This window comes from Streptomyces sp. NPDC001020 (assembly GCF_053599115.1).
Genome location: NZ_JBSFLQ010000011.1, coordinates 81,339 through 101,238, shown reverse-complemented (window position 1 = coordinate 101,238; position 19,900 = coordinate 81,339). Strand labels below are relative to the sequence as shown.

Below are 19,900 nucleotides of genomic sequence, written 5' to 3'. Positions count from 1 at the left end.
GCGCCGGCATGAGGGCGGGCCGGCGTGGGCCGGTCAGGCCTCGGCCGCGTGGCGGTCGGTGACGAGGTCCATGTGGGCGAACCCGAGGAAGCGCACGAGGTCGCCGCTCTTCAGCGCGGACACGTCCAGGCCGGCGGCGTCACCGTCGAGAAGGGCCGCGAGCTCGGCGGCCTGCTCGGCGTCGCGGAGGCCCAGGGTCAGCACGGGATCGGCGTCGAGGCCGCCGCGTACGTCGATCAGCCGCACCACGATGTCGTCGCGCTGGAAGATCGTGCTGCTGCAGACCGGGCTGTCCGGGTCGTCCGCCTGCGCCTCGTCCTGTTGGGCGAGCAGCCGGGCCAGCTCCATGCCGTGGCCCGGGCGGGCCGGGTAGTGCAGCGCGTGCCGCTCGGCCTCGGGGCACTCCTGGTCCGACGTCACATGGTGCACGGCGGGAAGCGCCGCCCGGGTGAAGAAGATCCGAGCGGCCTCGGGGTCGTTGAAGTCGCGCTCCTCCTCCAGGTGCGGGTTGATGGCCTGCTCGACGGCCCGCACCTCGGGCTGCTGGGCCACGTGGCGCAGCGCCTCGAGCAGGTCGCCCTCCACCTCGATGGCCCGCACGACCCGGTTGCCGTGCATGAACAGGGAGGTCCGGCACAGCCGTGTGGTCTCGTCGACCCGCGCCTTGGGCGGGGCGTAGTCGGCGAGGATCTTGGCGACGGTCTGCTCACTGCCCGGCTTGACCGTGAAGGTGATCGCGTGGCGGTTCACACCGTTGCCGATCCGGGGATCCGTCTGCAGTCGCCTGCCCTCGGACGCGGCCGGCGCTCCGACGCCGGTCTCGCGGAGGATGTGGAAGCGCAGCGACCGGGTGCTGCGGACACAGCTGTGCAGCGGTCGCACCATCTGGACGTGCTCTTCGCTGTTCACCCAGGCGAGGAAGGGAGGAGCGCTCTCCCACTCACTGGTGATGAGCCATTGGGAGGGGTTGTCGATCGACTGACAGAGCTGGTCGCTGACGTGTCCGGGGACGGAGGCGACCTGGCTGCACAGTTTTTCGTACGCCTTCAGGAACTCCGGCTGGGCTCCGTCGTAGACGTCCACCAGCAGGACGACACGGAGGCGGGAGCCGTCGAAGACGGACTGGGAGACTCGTTTCGTCACCTTCCGCGTCTTCGGTTCTGAAACACGTTCAGATGTTGTGGTCATTGAGGGCACATCTCCTTCACCGAGCGGAGGCCGACGCCGACCGCAGGTGACGCGACGTCAGCGTTCCTCGATCTTGTTCCGGCTGCGGAGAGTGCGCGACTCGGATGAACCACGTGGGTGAAGGGGTCCGCACAACGGCGTCGGCAACGACGTTGCACGGCTCGACGCCACCGGGTCGGAGCGGGCGCCGGGAGCCGCGTCGGACGCCCGCGCCACAGGCGGCCCCGGGCGGCGCGTCCGAGGCCGTAGGAGCGCTCTCGACACGGCACAGTCGCGGGCCGCCCCGGCCATGACGTATCTCTCCTCTCACGGCAACCTGCTGATTGCTCGCAAGGTGCGCGACCACCTCGTTCGCGAGTGACCGCGCGAGTCGGTGTCACTTGTGGATGTCGAACTCATGCCACCCGTGGATGTCGAACGCCCCGGACCGACCTTCGACCGGGGCGTGCGTTCTGTTCGGCGAACACGCCCTACGGCACTTCCGGCGCGTGCAGTGCCGTCTCGGCCTCGCGGGTGCGCCACTCCTCCACCGTGTCCTGCTGTCGCCGGGCCCGCTCCAGCAGCCTGTCGAGCGGCGCCGGGTCCAGACGCTCGTCCGTGGCACTGATCCGGCGCAGGGTCTGCCATCCGGCCGCCTTGCCCTCGATCCCCAGCCGCAGCGCCTCCAACTCCAGCACGGTGCTGAGCGGGGAACGCCGTACGAGGCGGCCGTTGCCCTTCAGCCGTGCCAGCCTCTCGCCCACCCAGCCCACGCACACCTTGTGGCGACGTACGGGTACGTCCAGGTCGCGCATGATGCCCAGCAGCTCGGACCGGTCCTGCGCGATCTCGGCAGCGACAGGAGCGATGGCCCGGCCGAGGGCGGAGCCGCGGGCGGTACGCGCCAGGTGGGCGGCTCGCTGGGTACCCGCGGTGGCCCCTGCCAGGTGGTCGTTGAGATAGATACCGAGCAGCTTCTGTTCGGCGCCGCGGGCGGACGGGCGGCGTGGAGACGACGTGCCCGCGCGTGGTGAGGTGTTCATCGCGAAGCCTCCTTCATGTGTGTGCGGGATTCCGTGGAGTCGAGGGCCGGGCGTGCGAGGTGCGCTCACCGTCGTCGTGACCCGTACGAGGCTGGGCCTGCGGGGCGTGGAACCGAAGCCGAACCGGACCGGCGGATGCACAGCGGTGAGGGAGCCGAGATTCCGCCCTTCCAGGACGGCGGTCGCCGCGGTGATCCGACGCAGATCGCGTGCGCCGTACCACTCGTGGCGTCCGCTACCGGCCGTCCCCCGGGTGCGCACGCCCAGCAGCAGGCGGGCCGGCGGGTCCGTCACCACCGTCCAGCAGGCACTGGCGGCCAGCACCCCGGGTACCACCCGCAGCAGCAGCGCCGCGGGGCCGCGTCGACCGACGGTGAACCGCAGGTGGAGCAGCGGGCCCGCGGTGACCGTCCAGCAGTCGCCGGTGACGCGGACCCGTACGGGTGCGATCCGTACCTCGTCGAAGGCGTACGTGTCGGCGATGAATTCCGCTGTCCGCCGCGTGGGGGCCAGCAGCAGACGGTGGCCGTCGCGCCGTTCGAGCATCACATCGCTGAACGGCCCGAACGGCGAGCGATGCCAGTGGCCGAGCACCAGCCGGGTTCCGGATGCCGTCCCGATACCGGCGATCCAGCCGTCGAAGCGCGCCCGGACCGGCCGCACGGCTCGGCGCGTCAGCACGCCTCCGCCGGGGGTTCGCATCATCCGCCCGCGCCCGAGCCGCGCCCGAGCCGACCTCACCGGCGCCATGGCGTCTGTCTCGTTTCCTGCGGGCGCACCGGCCGCGAAACCGCGAGGCGCACCTTGTGCACCCCGTCGGAGAAGTGCACCAGTGGCTCCTCGGCCGGCGGCGGCAGCCCGGTCGCACGGGTGAGGGTCTCGTCGAGATCCTCGATGTGCGCCGTGCTCAGCACCCAGGGCTCGTGCTCGACAGGCGTCTCCCAGAGCAGGCCACAGCTGCGCGTGAAGGCCCGCCACCGCGAGGTCAGCCACACATCACGCGGTGCCGGCCGGAGCGGCTCGCCCGGACGGACGGACACGCGGTACGACGGCCCGCCACGCCCCCGGACACCGGCGTAGGTGACGACATCACCGTCGCGTGACAACTCGAGGCGCCCGAGGTGGTACGGCGCGCCGATCGCGCGGGCGGCCAGCATCACCGGGCATGCCACCTCGATGGACAGGAACCACAGCCCGTCCCGGCCGTCCCGCCTGCGCACATACGTGCGCAGATTGGTCTCCGCGAAACTGGGCAGGGCGGCAGGGGAGCCCGGTGGACGCACAGCGGCCATCACAAAGGGCGTGAGACTCACCCACGCCCGGCCGTCGCAGGTGTCCACCGCGAGCCCCTCCGGCAGCAGGCGCTGAACCTGGCGCGGAGGGTAAGCCCAGTGCACGAACGTCTGGATCAGCCAGCTTGCACACAGCGCCGGAAAGAGCACCCGCTGCTGGGGTCCGTACGACACCATGGGCACCGATTCCCCCGTAACGAGGCGCCGAAACCAGGCGGGAAGCAACCGCCGCTCGGCGGCACCGCCCTTCGCGCGGCTCGCGGCGGCCGGGCAGGCGGCAAGTCCGCCGGCGCCTCAGGCGGACGGTTCGGGCCAGACCGCCATGGCGTACTCGGCCACCCGCCGTAGTTCCGCCGTGGTCGCCCCGTGCCTGCTGTGACATGCCCTGAATGACCGCGGCGAAGTAGACGGCCAAGGCCTGGACATCCGTCCCCTCAGGGAGCGATCCCCGGGCCTTGGCCTCCTTCAGCCTCGCCTCGAAGGACCGTACGTTCGCCATCCTGCGCGCGCAGGTCCTGCTCGATGTCGGCCGTCTGCGGGGAGTAGTTGGTCACCGCGGTGACCACCAGGCAGCCTGCCGGGTGTCCGGGATCGGTGTAGGACACCGCCGCCTCGTCCAGCATCCTGGCGAAACCCGCGCGAGGATCGCTCTCCTGGGCGAGCGCGTTCTCCATGAACGTGCCGAAGGTACTGCCGTAGCGGTGGACGACCTCGGTGAACAGGGTGCGCTTGTCCCCGAAGGCCGCGTACAGGCTCGGTGGCGAGATCCCCATGGCGGCGGTCAGGTCGGAGATGGACGTCCCCTCGTAGCCGTGCTGCCAGAACAGGAGCGTGGCCCGCACAAGCGCCGCCTCGCGGTCGAAACTCCGCGGCCTGCCGCGCCTCGTCGTGGTCATCAGCCACGTGGACCGCCCACTCGGGCGCCGCCTCGATCGTGAGTGACCGCACGGGTCGATGTCACCCGTGGATGTCGAACGCCCCGGACCGATCTTCGGCCGGGGCGTTCGTGCTGTTCAGCAATGGAGCCCCCTGTCGGATTCGAACCGACGACCTTCGCTTTACAAGAGCGGCGCTCTGACCAGCTGAGCTAAGGAGGCGTGTCCCTGTGTGCTCGTGCAGTGTACCCAGGTCTCCGCCCTGCTCCGTCGAGAATTTTCCGCGAAGTTCACAGTCCCCCCGCTACTGACAGCGCAGGTGACGCCAGGTACCGTCCTGAACCAGTTCACTCGTGTGGACTACACCACAACGGAACCCCGTAGTGGCACACCACCTTTACAACGGATCGTCCGGCACGTTCCTGCCGGTGAAGGGGGCCCATTCACCATGGCCACTGTCTCGTTCGACAAGGCGACCCGGATCTACCCGGGTTCCGAGAAGCCCGCCGTCGACGCGCTCGACATCGAGATCGAGGACGGGGAGTTCCTCGTCCTGGTCGGCCCGTCCGGCTGCGGCAAGTCCACCTCGCTCCGCATGCTGGCGGGGCTGGAGGACGTGAACGGCGGCGCCATCCGCATCGGCGACCGCGACGTCACGCACCTGCCGCCCAAGGACCGGGACATCGCCATGGTGTTCCAGAACTACGCGCTCTACCCGCACATGACGGTCGCCGACAACATGGGCTTCGCGCTCAAGATCGCCGGCGTACCGAAGGCGGAGATCCGCAAGAAGGTCGAGGAGGCCGCGAAGATCCTCGACCTCACCGAGTACCTGGACCGCAAGCCGAAGGCGCTCTCCGGCGGTCAACGCCAGCGTGTCGCCATGGGCCGCGCCATCGTGCGTGAGCCGCAGGTGTTCCTCATGGACGAGCCGCTGTCCAACCTCGACGCCAAGCTCCGCGTCTCCACGCGCACGCAGATCGCCTCCCTGCAGCGCCGCCTCGGCATCACCACCGTCTACGTCACCCACGACCAGGTCGAGGCCATGACGATGGGCGACCGGGTGGCCGTGCTCAAGGACGGTCTGCTCCAGCAGATCGACACCCCGCGGAACATGTACGACAAGCCCGCCAACCTGTTCGTCGCCGGGTTCATCGGCTCCCCGGCCATGAACCTCGTCGACGTCCCGATCACCGACGGCGGTGTGAAGTTCGGCAACAGCGTGGTGCCGGTCAGCCGCGAGGCCCTGAAGGCCGCCTCCGACAAGGGCGACCGGACCGTCACGGTCGGCGTCCGGCCCGAGCACTTCACCGTGGTGGAGCACAACGGCGGCGCCGCCGCCTCCCTGTCCAAGGACAGCGCCGACGCCCCGGCCGGTCTGGCCGTCTCCGTGAACGTCGTCGAGGAGACGGGTGCCGACGGGTACATCTACGGCACCGCCGAGGTCGGCGGGGAGCCCAGGGACCTCGTCGTCCGCGTCAGCAGCCGCGCGGTCCCGGAGAAGGGCTCCACCGTGCACGTCGTACCGCAGCCCGGCGAGACCCACGTCTTCTCGTCGTCGACGGGCGAGCGCCTCTCCGACTGAGGCCGGTCCACCGGCATCCCACCGAGATTGGACGAAGAGGGTCCCGTGGCCTGCCACGGGACCCTCTTCGCTGTCGACAGCCGACGAACATCCCGGCGAACAAGGGCATTTCGATGGCGTACGTCAACCCACTACCCCGAAATCACGGCTTTCCCTTCCCTCGAACCGGTGACTAAATGTCGCCAAATCACTACGTGGCGCTACTCTCACTCGCGTGAAGCACTCCACTACTCCCCCGGCACGGCGCGGCCGCGGCCCCGCCCACCGGGTCGGCCGCACCCTCGCCCTTGTTCTCCCCGTCGTCCTGGTGCTGTCCGGAACCCTGGCGGTCACCCGCGTCAACTGGTCGGGGAGCCCCTCGAATTCGGTGCTCGCCGCCTCGGAAGCTTCCTCGGCGGATGTCGCCACGCACGCCTCCTCCCGCACCCCGCAGGACGTGCTGCGCGACAGGCTCCTGCTGGAACTCCAGGAGCAGAACCCGGGCGTCGCACTCACCCATCTCCAGCAGGCGGTCAACGGCCGGCCATCGCTGGCCAGGCACTGCGCGTCCATCGCCCGCACCCTGGGCCGGGCCGCGGTCCGTGTCTACGGTTCCACGCGCGCCCAGTCCTACGCCCGCCCGGCCTGCGACACGTCCTTCGCCTCGGGTGTGGCGGCGCAGCAGGGCTGAGACCCGCACAACCCCGAGAACCCGGCGCCGGCCGGCGTCGCGTCCCCCGCGCACGTCGGTCTGCCCCGGGGAACGGCCCACCGCCCGGAACGGCGGATGAGGCGCGACGTAAAGTTCGGGTCATGACCGACCCGCACGCCGCCTCGCGCCCCGTCCAAGCCGTCATCCTGGCCGGCGGCCAGGGCTCACGGCTGCGTCCGTACACCGACGACCGGCCCAAGCCGATGGTGGAGATCCCGGGCACCGGGACCCCGATCATCGGCCACCAGCTCGCCTGGCTCGCCGAAGAGGGCGTCACGGACGTGGTGGTCTCCTGCGGCCATCTCGCCGAGGTCCTGCAGAACTGGCTGGACTCGACCGACCTGCCCGTCCGTGTCACCACGGTCGTCGAGGCGGAGCCGCTCGGCCGCGGCGGCGGCCTGCGGTACGCCGCCGAGCACCTTCCCCACCCGGACAAGCCCTGGTACGCGACGAACGGCGACATCTGGACCCGGTTCTCGCTGCGCGACCTGGCCGACTTCCACACCGAGCGCGACGCGGTCGCCACGCTCGCGCTGGCGCGCCCGCGCATCCCGTGGGGCGCCGTCAGGACGGACGGCTTCGGCCACGTCACCGACTTCATCGAGGCCCCGCCGATGCCGTACGAGGTCAACGCGGGCGTCTACGTGTTCTCCGCCGAGTTCGCCAAGCTGCTCCCCGAGCGTGGCGACCACGAACGCACGACGTTCCCCCATCTGGCCCGGGAACGCCGTCTGGCCGGCTTCCCGATCCCCCAGGGGGCGTACTGGCGGGCCATCGACACCGCGAAGGATCTCACGGAGGCGGCCAGGGAACTGGCGGCGCTGGGGCGTTGACGGGTATCGCCGAGATACGGGTCAAAGGGGCAATGAGTTGATCTTGAAGCCCTGAGCACCTCGGCCCGTCACCCTGCACCACCGGGGCCAATGGGCCCCGCCATCGAGGCCGCCCTACCCGAAGCCGCGACGAAACCCACCAGGGTGTGGGCTACGCGAGGTGCAGCACCGCCCAGCAGGAGCTCCAGAGCCGGCTCAACGCGCTCGCCGAGGCCGGGTGCGACCCGGCGTTCTCCGAGAAGATCAGCACTCGGGTCAAGGTGCGGCCGGAGTTCGTCAAAGCCATGGACTTCGCGCGCACCATCAAGAAGGCCGTCCCGCGCCAGCGGGTGATCTTCACGGTGCACGAGATGAAGCGTCTGGGACGTGGCGCCGCCGAGCTCCTGGCCATCGCCGAGGACCTGCGCCACCACGACATCCAGCTCGAACTCCTCACCGGCCCCCTCCAAGGGGTGTTCGTCGACGACGACATGGCCGACTACGCCCGCAGCCTGCGGGCCAACGACGTGCCCGTACCGCAGATCGCCCAGAAGCTGATCATCACCTCTGGCAAGAACAAGGGCCAGCGGCCCTCTGTCGCCACCGTCTACCGCATCCTCGCCGAGGACACCGAGTGAGCACGGACGGCTTCAGAGACTCGTGATCAGCTCATTGCCCCTCGCGGACTACCCCAGCAGCCCGCCCACCAGACGGTCCGGGCCTCCGGAGCCGTTGCCCCCGCTGCTCCCGCCGCCCCCGCTGCTGCCGCCCGAGCCGCCCGTCGGGCCGGCCGTGCCGCCACCGCCGGAGGACGACGGGCCCGCGCTGGTGCTCGGCGCCTGCTGCGCCGGCGTCGAGTGCCGCTGCGGGGCCTGGCCCACCGTGCCCTGGGTCTGGCTCGGCCGTCCGCCCCTGGCAGCGCCCGTCGCACCCGTCGCACCCGTCGCGCCGGGGGCACCCGTCCCACCGGTCGTACCGGTCGTCCCTCGTGTCGTGGCCGCGCCCGACGGCGACGACGTCGTGCCCCGTGTCGTGGGCGGCCGTGAGGCCGAGGGGCGCGCCTTGTCCTGCGGGTCGCCCGGCGTCTCGGGCAACGGCACACCCGGGAGTTCGTTGCGCGGCGCCTCGCCGGGACCGGGTACGACCACGCGGTTCGCGTCCCGCACCGCCCCGCCGAGCAACGACCCGACCAGCAGCGTCAGTCCGGTCACGAGAGCCGTCAGCAGCGCGCCCCGGCGCAGCACGTACTGCCGCAGCTCCCAGATACCCGACCGCGGCCCGAGCCGGCGCCACGCGCCGCCCGCGAGGCGTCCGTCCACGGAGTACACCGGCGCCCCGGCGATGATCAGCGGCGACCAGGCCGCGAGATACATGATGTCGGGCGCGTCGTACGTGGGAGCCGTCTTCCAGCTCACGGTGACGAGCAGCGCGGCCGAGAGCACCGCCCCGGTCACGGCCGCGACGCGCTGCCACAGGCCGAGGACCGTGAGCACGCCCACGATCACCTGGAGGAAGGCCACGGCCAGCCCGGTGCCGACCGGGTGCTGGAGCGCGAACTGCCGCAGCGGCTCGGCGGTTTCCCAGGGGTGCAGCGTGTTGAGCCACCTGACCATGGAGCCCCGTTTGCCGCCGTCGAAGTAGACCGGGTCGCAGAGCTTGCCCATACCGGCGTAGGCGGAGATGGAGCCGAGGACGATGCGGAGGGGCAGCAGCACCACGCCGAGGTTCATACGGCGGCCGGGGTAATAGGCATGCCGCACCTGGTCGCCGGCGTGCCGCCTGGTCGGGGGTCGCCCCGCGGGCCTGTCCTCGCGCGTGAACTCCCCACCCTTGTAGGCGGATTCGCCGTAGGTGCCGTCGTGAGCGGGCCCGTCGTAGGTGCTGCCGGCGCCGCGCACGTGCGGCAGCAGCCGGGTCTGGCCGTAGTCGTGGCCGCGCCCGCCGCCGACGGTCGGCGTCGGGACGGTCTGTGCGGTCAGGTCGTCGTAGCCGTCGGCCCTCGGCAGACCGCCGACGCGCGGGATGACCCGGGTCGCACCCGCACCGACGGCCGGTTCCTCGCCGTGGCCCACGCTCGTGCTCCGCACGGCCTGCAGCAGCCGGTGGGCGCCGAGGTCGTCGGGCGCCGACCTCCCGCTCCAGACGACCGGCCGACGGCGAGGCCCAGCCCCACCGGACGTGTCGGCTCTGCCCGCCGTGGCGGGGTGGGGCATGTGCGCGACGGCCTGAGGGGCGGTGGCCTGCCATACGACCCGCCGGGGCTGGGCGCGCCGCGCCGCCGCGCCCAACTGCACGCGAAAGCTGGCGTGATTGACGATGACCTGCGCCGGATCGCTCGGCACCTTCACCATGCTCAGCACGGGAGTGTCGTCGAATCCCGACGATCGGTCCCCCGTGGGTGTGCGGGGTGTTCTGGTCTCCACACTCATCTAACCGAGTGACGTGTGGTTAGGACACTGCCTTGACCGCGTGGATCTGTCCGGACCCCGTCAAACCTGTTCCGAACGACCGGATTACTCCGTACGGGTGAGGGGCTGAACGTGCGTTCAGCCCCTCACGACGGTCGATGTCACGCGCGCCTGCGAGCCGCCTCGTACAGCACGATCCCCGCCGCCACACCGGCATTGAGCGACTCCGCGCCACCCGGCATCGGAATGCGGACCCGGACGTCGCACGTCTCTCCGACGAGCCGCGACAGCCCCTTGCCCTCGCTGCCGACGACGATGACGACCGGGCCGCCCAGGGACTCCAGCGCGCCGAGTTCGGCCTCTCCGTCGGCCGCCAGACCGACGACCGTGATCCCGGCCTTCTTGTATGCCTCCAGGGCGCGCGTGAGGTTGGTGGCGCGCGCGACGGGCGTACGGGCGGCCGTACCGGCGGACGTCTTCCACGCGCCGGCGGTCATCCCGGCCGCGCGCCGCTCGGGGACGACGACCCCGTGCCCGCCGAAGGCGGAGACGGAACGGACCACGGCGCCCAGGTTCCGTGGGTCGGTCACCCCGTCGAGGGCGACGATCAGCGGGTCCTCACCCTCGTCGTAGGCGGCCGAGGCGAGGTCCTCCGGGTGCGCGTACTCGTACGGCGGGACCTGGAGGACGAGACCCTGGTGGTTCAGCCCGTTCGTCATGCGGTCGAGCTCGGGGCGCGGGGCCTCCATGAGGTTGATGCCGCCGCGCTCCGCGGCGAGCTGCAGCGCCTCGCGCACCCGCTCGTCGTTGTCGATGAACTGCTGGACGTAGAGCGTGGAGGCGGGCACCCCCTCGCGAAGCGCCTCGACGACCGGGTTGCGCCCGACGACCAGCTCGGACGACGCCTTTCCGCCCGTACGACGCTGGGGGCGCCCCTGCGCGCGGCGCACCTTCGCCTGGGCGGCGCGCTGCTTGGCGTGCCCCTTGCGCATCTCGGCGGGCGGAGTCGGCCCCTTGCCCTCAAGGCCCCGGCGCCGCTGGCCGCCGCTGCCGACCTGCGCGCCCTTCTTGCCGGACATGCGGCGGTTGTTCGCGGCCATGACCTACCTGTCTGTCGAAGCGTTCGTATGTACGTGTCTATGCAGTGTGCCGCCCGGAGGGCCGGGCGGCACAATCGATCACCGGATCGGCGAGCGGCTCAGCGTGGGCCGAGCGTCCAGCGAGGGCCCTGCGGGCTGTCCTCGATGACGAGCCCGGACTGGCCGAGCTGGTCGCGGATGGCGTCCGCGGTGGCCCAGTCCTTGCGGGCACGGGCGGCTTCGCGCTGCTCGAGCACGAGGCCCACGAGGGTGTCGACGACCGCGTGCAGCTCCTCGCCTCGGTCGTTCCCGTCGGCCCACTGCGCGTCGAGCGGGTCGAGGCCGAGGACACCGAGCATGGCACGCACCTCGGCGAGCCGGGCCACGGCGGCCTCCTTGTCGTCGGCGGCCAGCGCGCTGTTGCCCTGCCGGACGGTGGTGTGCACCACGGCGAGTGCCTGCGGCACGCCCAGGTCGTCGTCCATCGCCTCGGCGAAGGCGGGCGGCACCTCGTCGGCGGGCTCGACGACCCCGCCGGCCATCTCGACGACACGCTGCACGAAGCCCTCGATGCGATCGAACGCGGACTCGGCCTCGCGCAGCGCCTCCTCGCTGTACTCGATCATGGAGCGGTAGTGCGGGGTGCCGAGGTAGTAGCGCAGCACGATGGGCCGCCACTGCTTGACCATCTCGGAGACGAGCACCGAGTTGCCGAGGGACTTCGACATCTTCTCGCCGCTCATGGTGACCCAGGCGTTGTGCACCCAGTACCGGGCGAACTCGTCGCCGAACGCCTTGGCCTGGGCGATCTCGTTCTCGTGGTGCGGGAAGACCAGGTCGAGCCCGCCGCCATGGATGTCGAAGGCGGAGCCCAGGTACTTGTGCGCCATGGCGGAGCACTCCAGGTGCCACCCCGGACGCCCCCGCCCCCACGGCGTCTCCCAGGTCGGCTCACCGGGCTTGGCGGCCTTCCACATCGCGAAGTCGCGCGGGTCCCGCTTGCCCGTCTCCCCTGCGCCGGAGGGCTGCTGAAGGTTCTCCAGTTCCTGGTTGGAAAGCTGGAGGTACCCGGGGTAGGAGCGCACGTCGAAGTACACGTTCCCGTCGGCCTCGTAGGCGTGCCCACGCTCGATGAGCGTGCGCATCATCTCGACCATCTCGGTGATGTGCCCGGTGGCCCGCGGCTCGTAGGTCGGCGGCAGGCAGCCGAGCACCGCGTAGCCCGTGTTGAAGGCGCGCTCGTTCTCGTACCCGATCGCCCACCAAGGTCGGCCCTGGTCGGCGGACTTGGCGATGATCTTGTCGTCGATGTCCGTCACGTTCCGGACGAACGTGACGTCATAGCCGCGGTAGGCGAACCAGCGGCGCATGATGTCGAAGTTGAGGCCCGAGCGGATGTGCCCGATGTGCGGTGCGGCCTGCACGGTGGCACCACACAGGTAGATCGAGACACAACCCGGCTTGAGCGGGGTGAAGTCGCGGATCTGCCGGGCGCTGGTGTCGTACAGGCGAATAGTCACGTGTCCAGGGTAGTGGGCCACGGGGAGTGCCTCGCGCCCCTTCCCGGCCCAGGGTCGCGCATTCGTGACGTGGCAGGACGACGACTCCGCCGGAGGAAGGGCGGCGGCGCTCAGAGACGGCCGGTCACCTTCCAGGGAACGATCCTCACCACCACCCGCTGCGCGTCGTGCACCGACTCCGGGTTGAATTCGGCGTACTTCTTGCCGGTGTACTTCAGTGACAGCTCGTCGATGAGTTCCCGGGCGTCCTCCGTCGTCAGTTCCGCCCTCCCCCGGATCTCCGCGTACTCGTACGGCGACCGCGGGTCCTGGACCACGACGCTCACCCGGGGGTCGCGGTCCAGGTTCAGCTTCTTGCGCCGGTCGGCGGTGGTGGAGAAGACGATCTGGTCACCGTCCCGCTTGACCCACACCGGGGAGAGCTGAGGGCTGCCATCGGGCTGGATCGTCCCGACCACGATGAAGACGGGGCTGTCGAGCAGGTTCTTGAGCCGGTCGGACAGTACGGCGGCGGGCATGGGCACCTCCGGGGCCTGGGTACTGGTCACTCCCCGGGTACCCTCGCACGCTCTCAGCCCACCCGCACCACGAGCGCCGTGGCGATAGCCATCAGTCCTTCGTCACGTCCGGGGAAGCCGAGGCCGTCCGTCGTCGCGCCGGACACGGACACCGGCGCCCCCGCGGCCTCGGACAGGATCTTCTGCGCCTCCTCACGGCGCTTGCCGATCTTGGGCCGGGCTCCGACGACCTGCACGGCGATGTTCCCGATCCGGAAGCCCGCCTCCTGCACGATCCGCGCCGCCTCCGTCAGGAGCGTGACGCCCGACGCCCCCGACCACTCGGGCCGGCCCGTGCCGAAGTGCTGTCCCAGGTCGCCAAGGCCGGCCGCCGAGAACAGTGCGTTGCACGCGGCGTGTGCGACCACGTCCGCGTCCGAGTGGCCCGCCAGACCCGGCCCCTCGCCCTCCCACTTCAGACCGGCGCACCACAGTTCCCGGCCCTCCTCGAAGGCGTGGATGTCGGTGCCGATGCCCACCTGGGGCAGCAGGGGGCCACCCGGCGACAGCCGGAAATCGGATGCGTCAGAAGCCATCGTTCAGCCTCCTGCGCGCCAGGACCGCCTCCGCGAGGACCAGATCCAGGGGCCGGGTGACCTTGAAGGCCTCCTCGTGGCCCGGTACCACCACGACCCGCAGCCCCAGCCGCTCCACCATGCTCGCGTCGTCCGTGACGTCGTCCGTCACCGTCTCGTGGGCCCGGATCAGCGTCGCACGGTCGAAGCCCTGCGGGGTCTGCACCGCGCGCAGCCTGGCGCGGTCCGGCGTCGCGACCACCGGTTCCGGCTCGCCGGGCACGGCCGGCCCGACCTCCTTCACCGTGTCCGCGAGCGGCAGTGCCGGGACGACGGCCGAAGCCCCCTCCCGTACCGCCTCGATCACCGCGTCCACCGTGTCCACCGGAACGAGCGGGCGGGCCGCGTCGTGGACGAGGACGGTCCCGTACTCGGGCGGTAGCGCGTCGAGGCCGAGCTTCACGGACTCCTGGCGCGTATGTCCGCCGGGGACGACGAGGAAGTCCGTCCTCTCGGGCAGTGCGTGGGTGTCGAGCAGCGACTTGACCTCGGCGGTCCCGTCGGGCGGCGCGACGACGATCACCAGGGAGACACCTCGGGATGCGGCCATGGCGCGCACCGCGTGGATGAGCATGGGGGTGCCGTTCAGCGTGCGGAGCGCCTTGGGGGCGCCCGGACCGAGGCGTACGCCTCGGCCGGCGGCCGGAATCACGGCGGCGACGGGGGTCTCCCCTGCTCGAGCGGAGCCGAGAGCTTGAGGGGGAGCGCCGCTGGGCGACGGACGTGAATCGTCAGACATCGGTTCCTGTCAGGTTTGTGTGCTCGGCAGGGATGGGTATGGCACACAGGGTGCCGGGCGCGACGCCTTGTTCGGAGACCCTTCCGTGACTTCTGGCCGAGGCAGCCGCCCTGGCCCGGCACGCCGAGCATGGGGGTGATCGCCGGCATACGGCGCTCGGGCAGGCCTTCGCTCCTCGGGGACCTCACGTCGTGCGTGGCGCGCGGGTACGAACATGCCGCAGCGCCCGGCGACAACTGTTTCGTCATCGGGCACCACGGCATGTACACAGGTGCAGCGTGCACCGGTCCCGTCCACCGCGCTCCAGGTTGGAAAGCGAGCGGAGCGGTATGGGCGTCAGGACGCGAGAACCTCGTCGAGCAGAGCCTCGGCCTTGTCCTCGTTCGTGTTCTCCGCGAGGGCGAGCTCGCTCACCAGGATCTGCCGCGCCTTGGCGAGCATCCGCTTCTCACCCGCGGACAGTCCGCGCTCGCGCTCACGACGCCACAGGTCGCGCACGACTTCCGCCACCTTGATGACGTCGCCGGAGGCGAGCTTCTCCAGGTTTGCCTTGTAACGACGCGACCAGTTCGTGGGCTCCTCGGCGTACGGCGCACGCAGCACCTCGAAGACCCGGTCCAGCCCGTCCTGACCGACCACATCACGCACGCCGACGAACTCCGCATTGTCCGCTGGCACACGCACTGTCAGGTCGCCCTGGGCGACCTTCAGCACCAAGTAGGTCTTGTCCACGCCTTTGATCTGACGAGTTTCGATGGCTTCGATCAGCGCGGCCCCGTGATGGGGATAGACCACGGTGTCGCCAACCTTGAACGTCATGTGACAGGTACCCCTTCCGTGGCTATCCAGGGTAACACGGAAACCGCGTCTCATGAATGGCGTTTTCGCAGGTCAGGGCATATCTCGGGGCTTGACAACCGCAACACGGGCGTGCTTCGAGGGGTGAACGGAAGGCGGTATTCGCAGGTCGGAGCCGCTCTGCGGGCGAAGTGAAACGCGTACGTTACACACATCGCAGACACTTGGCGAGGGCCTGAACGTCCAGATTTGTCCGGCTGCGGCCGCTCGTCTTCCACTACTCCGTTCGGTGTCCGGAGCCGAGCACGGCAGGAATCCGGAATTGATCAAGACGTACGGTGATCCGCCGTTGTTACGTCGTTGATCGATTTCCGCAACGCCTCGTATTCCTTACCGAAATCCCCCGCCGAGACTACTCAGGACACTTATGTGAATGCGGGAACTGCATCAAGGTCAATGAGGCTGATGAGACGCGGGGGAACTGTGAACCCGAGGCGCGAACGCGCACGACGGCGGGACCTGGAGCGCCCCGGACGGGCACGGGCACTCAGGCGGAGGTGCCCCCCTGCGCGAGCGAAGTCGCGAGCTTGGGGGAGGGTCGGGTGCGGCGGCCCGCAGACGGCTCGGTAACCTATGGCCGCTGACAGACACTTAGGGCGGCTTTATCAGGGAGTCGTCCTGCTCCGCCCACGTTCAAGGAGTTGCCGCCGCCGTGAGCAGCAGCCTTCGACGCGGCGCCCTCGCCGCCGCCGCCATCGCGTTCTCGATCGCCTCGCTCGCCGCATGTGGTGCCGGCAACGACGCGCAGACGCTGGGAGTCAAGCCGGACCACGCGGCGACCGCCGTCGGCGACATCAAGATCCAGAACGCGGTCGTCGTCACCCAGCCCGACCAGAAGTCCAGCGGCCCGGCCGCGATCGCGGCGACCGTCTTCAACAGCGGGCGCACCGCCCAGACCCTGGACTCGATCAACGTCGAGGGCGTCGGCACCGCCGACCTCAAGCCCGCCACGGGCACGGGCAAGGTGACCGTCCCGGCCGAAGGCTCCGTGATCATCGGCGGCAAGGGCAACGCCTCCGCCGTGCTGAGCAACCCGGGCGCGGCTCTCAAGGACGGCAACGCCCAGAAGGTGGCCTTCTCCTTCAGCAACACCGGTGACGTCAGCCTGCGGGCGTTCGTCGTCCCGGCCGAGAGCTACTTCGCCGAGTGGGGGCCGGCCAACGTCCCGTCGCCGACCGTCCCCGCGTCGCCGACGGCGACGGCGACCGGAAGCAAGGCGTCGCCGACGGCCACCGCCGGGCACTGACGCCGGGGGCCGCGACACGGGCCCCTCACATACGCGCGCAGGGCGGCACCCCTCGGAGGGGTGCCGCCCTGTGGTCGTGCCCGCCGTACGCGCGCGCAGGGGCCGTCGGGCCCTGCGCGCGACCGGACCGGCTTCGGCCTACGGCTCGAACTTGTAGCCGAGACCACGGACCGTCACGAGGTAGCGCGGGGCGCCCGGATCCGGCTCGATCTTCGCGCGCAGACGCTTGACGTGGACGTCGAGGGTCTTGGTGTCGCCCACGTAGTCGGCACCCCACACCCGGTCGATGAGCTGCATACGGGTCAGGACACGACCCGCGTTGCGCAGCAGCATCTCCAGCAGGTCGAACTCCTTCAGCGGCAGGTCGACCTTCGCGCCGGACACCGTGACCACATGGCGGTCGACGTCCATGCGGACCGGGCCGGCCTCCAGCGCGGCGGGGGCCACCTCCTCCGGCTCGCCGCGGCGGCGCAGGACGGCCCGTATACGGGCGACCAGCTCACGGGAGGAGAACGGCTTGGTGACGTAGTCGTCGGCCCCTATCTCCAGCCCGACCACCTTGTCGATCTCGCTGTCCTTGGCGGTCACCATGATCACCGGGACATTGGAACGGCCGCGCAACTGGCGGCAGACCTCCGTACCCGGCAGGCCGGGCAGCATCAGGTCGAGAAGGACGAGATCGGCGCCGTTGCGCTCGAACTCGTCGAGGCCGTCGGGCCCGGTGGTCGCGATGGCGACCTCGAAGCCCTCCTTCCGGAGCATGTAGGACAGGGCGTCGGAGAAGGACTCCTCGTCCTCGACGACGAGCACTCGGGTCACTGAAGGACCTCCGGGGCGGGAAGCGGTTCGAACGGGGAAGAGACGGTGGTCGTCCCGTCGGGTCGGCCGTCCTCGTCATCGAGGTCGGACGGATGGTCGGTCGCGCGGTCGCGGGCCGCACCCGCCTCCGGCAGCCGCAGGGTGAAAGTGGAGCCCTGACCCTCGGAACTCCACACCGTGACCTCCCCGCCGTGCGAGGCGGCCACATGCTTGACGATCGCGAGACCCAGGCCGGTACCGCCCGTGGCACGGGAGCGGGCCGGGTCGACGCGGTAGAAGCGCTCGAAGATGCGCTCCTTGTCCTTGTCGGAGATACCGATGCCCTGGTCGGTCACGGCGATCTCGATCAGTCCCCCAGTGCCGAAAGCCAGGGAGGTGCCCCCACCGCCGGGCGCGGACACCCGGCGCGCGGCTATGCCGACGCGGGTGCGGGCGGGTGAGTAGTTGACGGCGTTCTCGACGAGGTTGCCGAGGGCGGCGGCGAGCTGGCCGCGGTTGCCCCACACGTGCAGGTCGACACTGCCGCCCGCCCGTCGCCCGCCGCCCTGGTCCAGCCCGTCGGGCGCCCATACGTTCGCGGCCATGGTGATCTGCTTGGCGCCGGCCTGGTGACGGCAGCGGTCGACGGCCTCGGCGACCAGTTCGTCGACGCGTACGGGCTCCGCGTCCTCGAGGGGGTCGTCGTTCTGCACTCGCGACAGGTCGATGAGCTCCTGCACCAGGTTCGTCAGCCGGGTCGCCTCGATCTGCATGCGCCCCGCGAACCGCTCCACGGCCTCGGGGTCGTCGGAGGCGTCCATCACGGCCTCGGAGAGCAGCGAGAGGGCCCCCACCGGTGTCTTCAGCTCATGGCTGACGTTGGCCACGAAGTCGCGGCGCACCGCCTCGATCCGTCGGGCTTCGGTGAGGTCCTCGACAAGGAGCAGCACGAGCCGGGAGCCGAGGGGCGCCACGCGCGCGGAGACGGCGAGGGCTTCGCCACGCCCGGTGCCCCGGCGCGGCAGGTCCAGCTCGACCTGGCGTATCTCGCCGTCGCGCCGGGTGTCGCGCGCCAGCTGGAGCATCGGCTCGACGGCGATCATTCCGCCGCGCACGACTCCGAGCGCGTACGCGGCGGAGCTGGCCTTGACCACGGTGTCGGCCTCGTCCAGGACGACGGCCGAGGACCCCAGCACGGACAGCACCGTGTCCACGCCGGGCGGAAGTACGGCGTCGGTCTGCGGGGAGGTGCGGGTGGAGCGTTTCTGGTCGCGCTCACTCCAGCGGAACGCCAGCATGGCGATGACACCGGTGAGTGCTCCGGCGATCGCTGCCGCTGCGGCGACCGCCGCGTTCACGTCCATGCATCCAGGTTAGGCACGCCCTGTCCGCTGCCCACAGCCTCCGGGGTGCGACCTCGGACACTCGTCGCCCAGAGTTCACCTTGGAGCAAGTATCGATTCATCTGGGATGCCGGAAACAGTCGCGTACCCGTCGGAAGGTGGGAGCGTGGGGTACGTGGGGCACCGTGTCCGCCGTGTTCGTCACGGGGACGACGGGCCCCGGCCCCCGGCCCCCGATGCAGTCGTGAGAGAGGGACACCCTGATGCGGGACGCGTACCACGAGGAACTTGACTCGATCAGCGAGGGCCTGGTCGACATGGCCCGGCTCGTCGGGTCGGCGATCGGGCGCGCCACGACGGCCATCCTCGACGCCGACCTGAAGCTGGCCGAGGCCGTGATCGAGGCCGACAAGAAGGTCGACGACCTCCAGCACGAGCTGGAGGCCCGGGCCATTGCGCTCCTCGCCCGCCAGCAGCCGGTGGCGACGGACCTGCGCATCGTCGTCACGTCACTGCGGATGAGCGCCGACCTGGAGCGCTCGGGCGACCTGGCCCAGCACGTCGCGAAGCTCTCCCGGCTGCGCTTCCCCGATCGCGCCGTCCCGCACGACCTGCACGCGACCATCCTGGAGATGGGCCAGCTCGCCCAGCGCCTGATGGCCAAGGCCGCCGAGGTCATCATCACGAAGGACGTCGACCTGGCGCTGCAACTGGAGCACGACGACGACGAGATGGACCTGCTCCACCGCACGCTCTTCCAGCACCTGATGGACGACCGCTGGAAGCACGGCATCGAGACGGCCGTGGACGTCACCCTGCTGGGCCGCTACTACGAGCGCTACGCGGACCACGCGGTGGCGGTGGCCAAGCGTGTGGTCTACCTGGTGACGGGCGAGCACGCGGACGAACTCCAGCCGGAGAGCCAGTCGGTGACGGGCGTCGAGGGCGCCTGACGCGGCCGGGAGGGCCCTCTACGGGCGGGCTCAAGCACCCGTGCGCCGTTGATGCGCCGGTCGCGACGGGCGTGCAATGGGTACAGGCACCAGTCTCGAAAGCTCGAGGAGGGCCACCATGGCCGAGACCCCCAGCACGCCCGACCCCACGCAGGAGCGCGACACCCCGCAGCCCGTCGAGATCAGGAGCCTCCCGCTGGTCGGCGCATGCGGCTGCGGCTCCGGCTGCGGCTGCGGCTGCCAGTCCGGCGCACCGTGCCAGTGCGGCTGACGGGCGGGACCGCCACGCCGTAGGCAGGCGTACATCGCCTCAGGGCCTCGGAGCGACCGGGGCCCTGAGCCGTGTTCCGCTGTCCGGC

At 70.6% G+C, this 19,900-nt stretch carries 19 protein-coding genes, 1 tRNA gene and 1 pseudogene; 7 read left to right on the top strand and 14 right to left on the bottom strand.

Features of this window, described 5'->3' with window-relative positions; all coding sequences use genetic code 11:
- Positions 1-33 precede the first annotated feature (33 nt).
- From ACWDEX_RS13265 to ACWDEX_RS13245, 5 genes and pseudogenes are all read right to left on the bottom strand, one after another.
- Positions 34-1,188, bottom strand: a complete 1,155-nt coding sequence (locus ACWDEX_RS13265) for a SchA/CurD-like domain-containing protein (protein ID WP_450463377.1) — start codon at positions 1,186-1,188, stop codon at positions 34-36.
- 470 nt (positions 1,189-1,658) lie between these two features.
- Entirely contained in the window at positions 1,659-2,210 is a 552-nt protein-coding gene (locus tag ACWDEX_RS13260) for a hypothetical protein (RefSeq protein ID WP_450463472.1), read from the bottom strand.
- A gap of 737 nt (positions 2,211-2,947) precedes the next feature.
- Complete coding sequence (locus ACWDEX_RS13255; RefSeq protein WP_450463376.1) at positions 2,948-3,679, bottom strand: YqjF family protein; 732 nt, start codon at positions 3,677-3,679, stop codon at positions 2,948-2,950.
- A 117-nt stretch (positions 3,680-3,796) separates the two neighbouring features.
- Positions 3,797-4,398, bottom strand: a pseudogene (locus tag ACWDEX_RS13250) (TetR/AcrR family transcriptional regulator).
- Positions 4,399-4,522: 124 nt separating this feature from the next.
- A tRNA-Thr gene (locus tag ACWDEX_RS13245) sits at positions 4,523-4,599 on the bottom strand.
- Between the two features lie 226 nt (positions 4,600-4,825).
- On the opposite strand from ACWDEX_RS13245, the gene ACWDEX_RS13240 reads away from it, so the two are divergent.
- The 4 genes from ACWDEX_RS13240 to ACWDEX_RS13225 all read left to right on the top strand — a co-directional run bounded on the left by ACWDEX_RS13240 (position 4,826) and on the right by ACWDEX_RS13225 (position 8,103).
- Positions 4,826-5,962, top strand: a complete 1,137-nt coding sequence (locus ACWDEX_RS13240; protein ID WP_450463375.1) for an ABC transporter ATP-binding protein — start codon at positions 4,826-4,828, stop codon at positions 5,960-5,962.
- Between the two features lie 214 nt (positions 5,963-6,176).
- Complete coding sequence (locus tag ACWDEX_RS13235; protein WP_450463374.1) at positions 6,177-6,632, top strand: hypothetical protein; 456 nt, start codon at positions 6,177-6,179, stop codon at positions 6,630-6,632.
- 122 nt (positions 6,633-6,754) lie between these two features.
- On the top strand, positions 6,755-7,486 hold the full coding sequence (locus tag ACWDEX_RS13230) for a nucleotidyltransferase family protein (RefSeq protein ID WP_450463373.1): 732 nt from the start codon (positions 6,755-6,757) through the stop codon (positions 7,484-7,486).
- Between the two features lie 146 nt (positions 7,487-7,632).
- Positions 7,633-8,103 (top strand): recombinase family protein, encoded by a 471-nt coding sequence (locus ACWDEX_RS13225; RefSeq protein ID WP_450463372.1) that lies wholly within the window; start codon positions 7,633-7,635, stop codon positions 8,101-8,103.
- 48 nt (positions 8,104-8,151) lie between these two features.
- Here the strand turns inward: ACWDEX_RS13225 and ACWDEX_RS13220 are convergent, their stop codons facing one another.
- The 7 genes from ACWDEX_RS13220 to ACWDEX_RS13190 all read right to left on the bottom strand — a co-directional run bounded on the left by ACWDEX_RS13220 (position 8,152) and on the right by ACWDEX_RS13190 (position 15,162).
- Positions 8,152-9,894 carry a DoxX family protein gene (locus ACWDEX_RS13220; RefSeq protein ID WP_450463371.1) on the bottom strand — a complete coding sequence of 581 codons (1,743 nt, stop codon included), beginning with the start codon at positions 9,892-9,894 and terminating at the stop codon, positions 8,152-8,154.
- A 140-nt stretch (positions 9,895-10,034) separates the two neighbouring features.
- Positions 10,035-10,973 carry a 23S rRNA (guanosine(2251)-2'-O)-methyltransferase RlmB gene (rlmB, locus tag ACWDEX_RS13215; protein WP_450463370.1) on the bottom strand — a complete coding sequence of 313 codons (939 nt, stop codon included), beginning with the start codon at positions 10,971-10,973 and terminating at the stop codon, positions 10,035-10,037.
- A 98-nt stretch (positions 10,974-11,071) separates the two neighbouring features.
- Complete coding sequence (cysS, locus tag ACWDEX_RS13210; protein WP_450463369.1) at positions 11,072-12,472, bottom strand: cysteine--tRNA ligase; 1,401 nt, start codon at positions 12,470-12,472, stop codon at positions 11,072-11,074.
- A 110-nt stretch (positions 12,473-12,582) separates the two neighbouring features.
- On the bottom strand, positions 12,583-12,990 hold the full coding sequence (locus tag ACWDEX_RS13205) for a PPOX class F420-dependent oxidoreductase (RefSeq protein ID WP_450463471.1): 408 nt from the start codon (positions 12,988-12,990) through the stop codon (positions 12,583-12,585).
- A 53-nt stretch (positions 12,991-13,043) separates the two neighbouring features.
- Entirely contained in the window at positions 13,044-13,565 is a 522-nt protein-coding gene (ispF, locus tag ACWDEX_RS13200) for a 2-C-methyl-D-erythritol 2,4-cyclodiphosphate synthase (RefSeq protein ID WP_450463368.1), read from the bottom strand.
- Positions 13,555-14,343 carry a 2-C-methyl-D-erythritol 4-phosphate cytidylyltransferase gene (gene ispD, locus ACWDEX_RS13195; RefSeq protein ID WP_450463367.1) on the bottom strand — a complete coding sequence of 263 codons (789 nt, stop codon included), beginning with the start codon at positions 14,341-14,343 and terminating at the stop codon, positions 13,555-13,557. Before ispD ends, ispF begins: the two co-directional genes overlap by 11 nt.
- A 336-nt stretch (positions 14,344-14,679) precedes the next feature.
- Positions 14,680-15,162: a CarD family transcriptional regulator gene (locus ACWDEX_RS13190; protein WP_003953493.1), complete on the bottom strand. Its 483-nt coding sequence runs from the start codon at positions 15,160-15,162 to the stop codon at positions 14,680-14,682.
- A gap of 691 nt (positions 15,163-15,853) precedes the next feature.
- Here ACWDEX_RS13190 and ACWDEX_RS13185 point away from each other — a divergent pair.
- The gene (locus ACWDEX_RS13185) at positions 15,854-16,447 is read left to right on the top strand and encodes a DUF461 domain-containing protein (protein ID WP_450463366.1); all 594 of its coding nucleotides are present in this window, start codon (positions 15,854-15,856) and stop codon (positions 16,445-16,447) included.
- 138 nt (positions 16,448-16,585) lie between these two features.
- On the opposite strand, the gene ACWDEX_RS13180 is transcribed toward ACWDEX_RS13185, so the two are convergent.
- Both ACWDEX_RS13180 and ACWDEX_RS13175 read right to left on the bottom strand, forming a co-directional pair.
- Positions 16,586-17,266, bottom strand: a complete 681-nt coding sequence (locus tag ACWDEX_RS13180; protein ID WP_190113216.1) for a response regulator transcription factor — start codon at positions 17,264-17,266, stop codon at positions 16,586-16,588.
- Entirely contained in the window at positions 17,263-18,609 is a 1,347-nt protein-coding gene (locus ACWDEX_RS13175) for a sensor histidine kinase (RefSeq protein ID WP_450463365.1), read from the bottom strand. The genes ACWDEX_RS13180 and ACWDEX_RS13175 overlap by 4 nt, the downstream gene beginning before the upstream one ends.
- Before the next feature lie 242 nt (positions 18,610-18,851).
- Here ACWDEX_RS13175 and phoU point away from each other — a divergent pair, with 242 nt between their 5' ends.
- Positions 18,852-19,541 (top strand): phosphate signaling complex protein PhoU, encoded by a 690-nt coding sequence (gene phoU / locus ACWDEX_RS13170; protein ID WP_450463364.1) that lies wholly within the window; start codon positions 18,852-18,854, stop codon positions 19,539-19,541.
- Between the two features lie 118 nt (positions 19,542-19,659).
- Positions 19,660-19,812 carry a hypothetical protein gene (locus ACWDEX_RS13165; RefSeq protein ID WP_450463363.1) on the top strand — a complete coding sequence of 51 codons (153 nt, stop codon included), beginning with the start codon at positions 19,660-19,662 and terminating at the stop codon, positions 19,810-19,812.
- Positions 19,813-19,900: the final 88 nt, after the last annotated feature.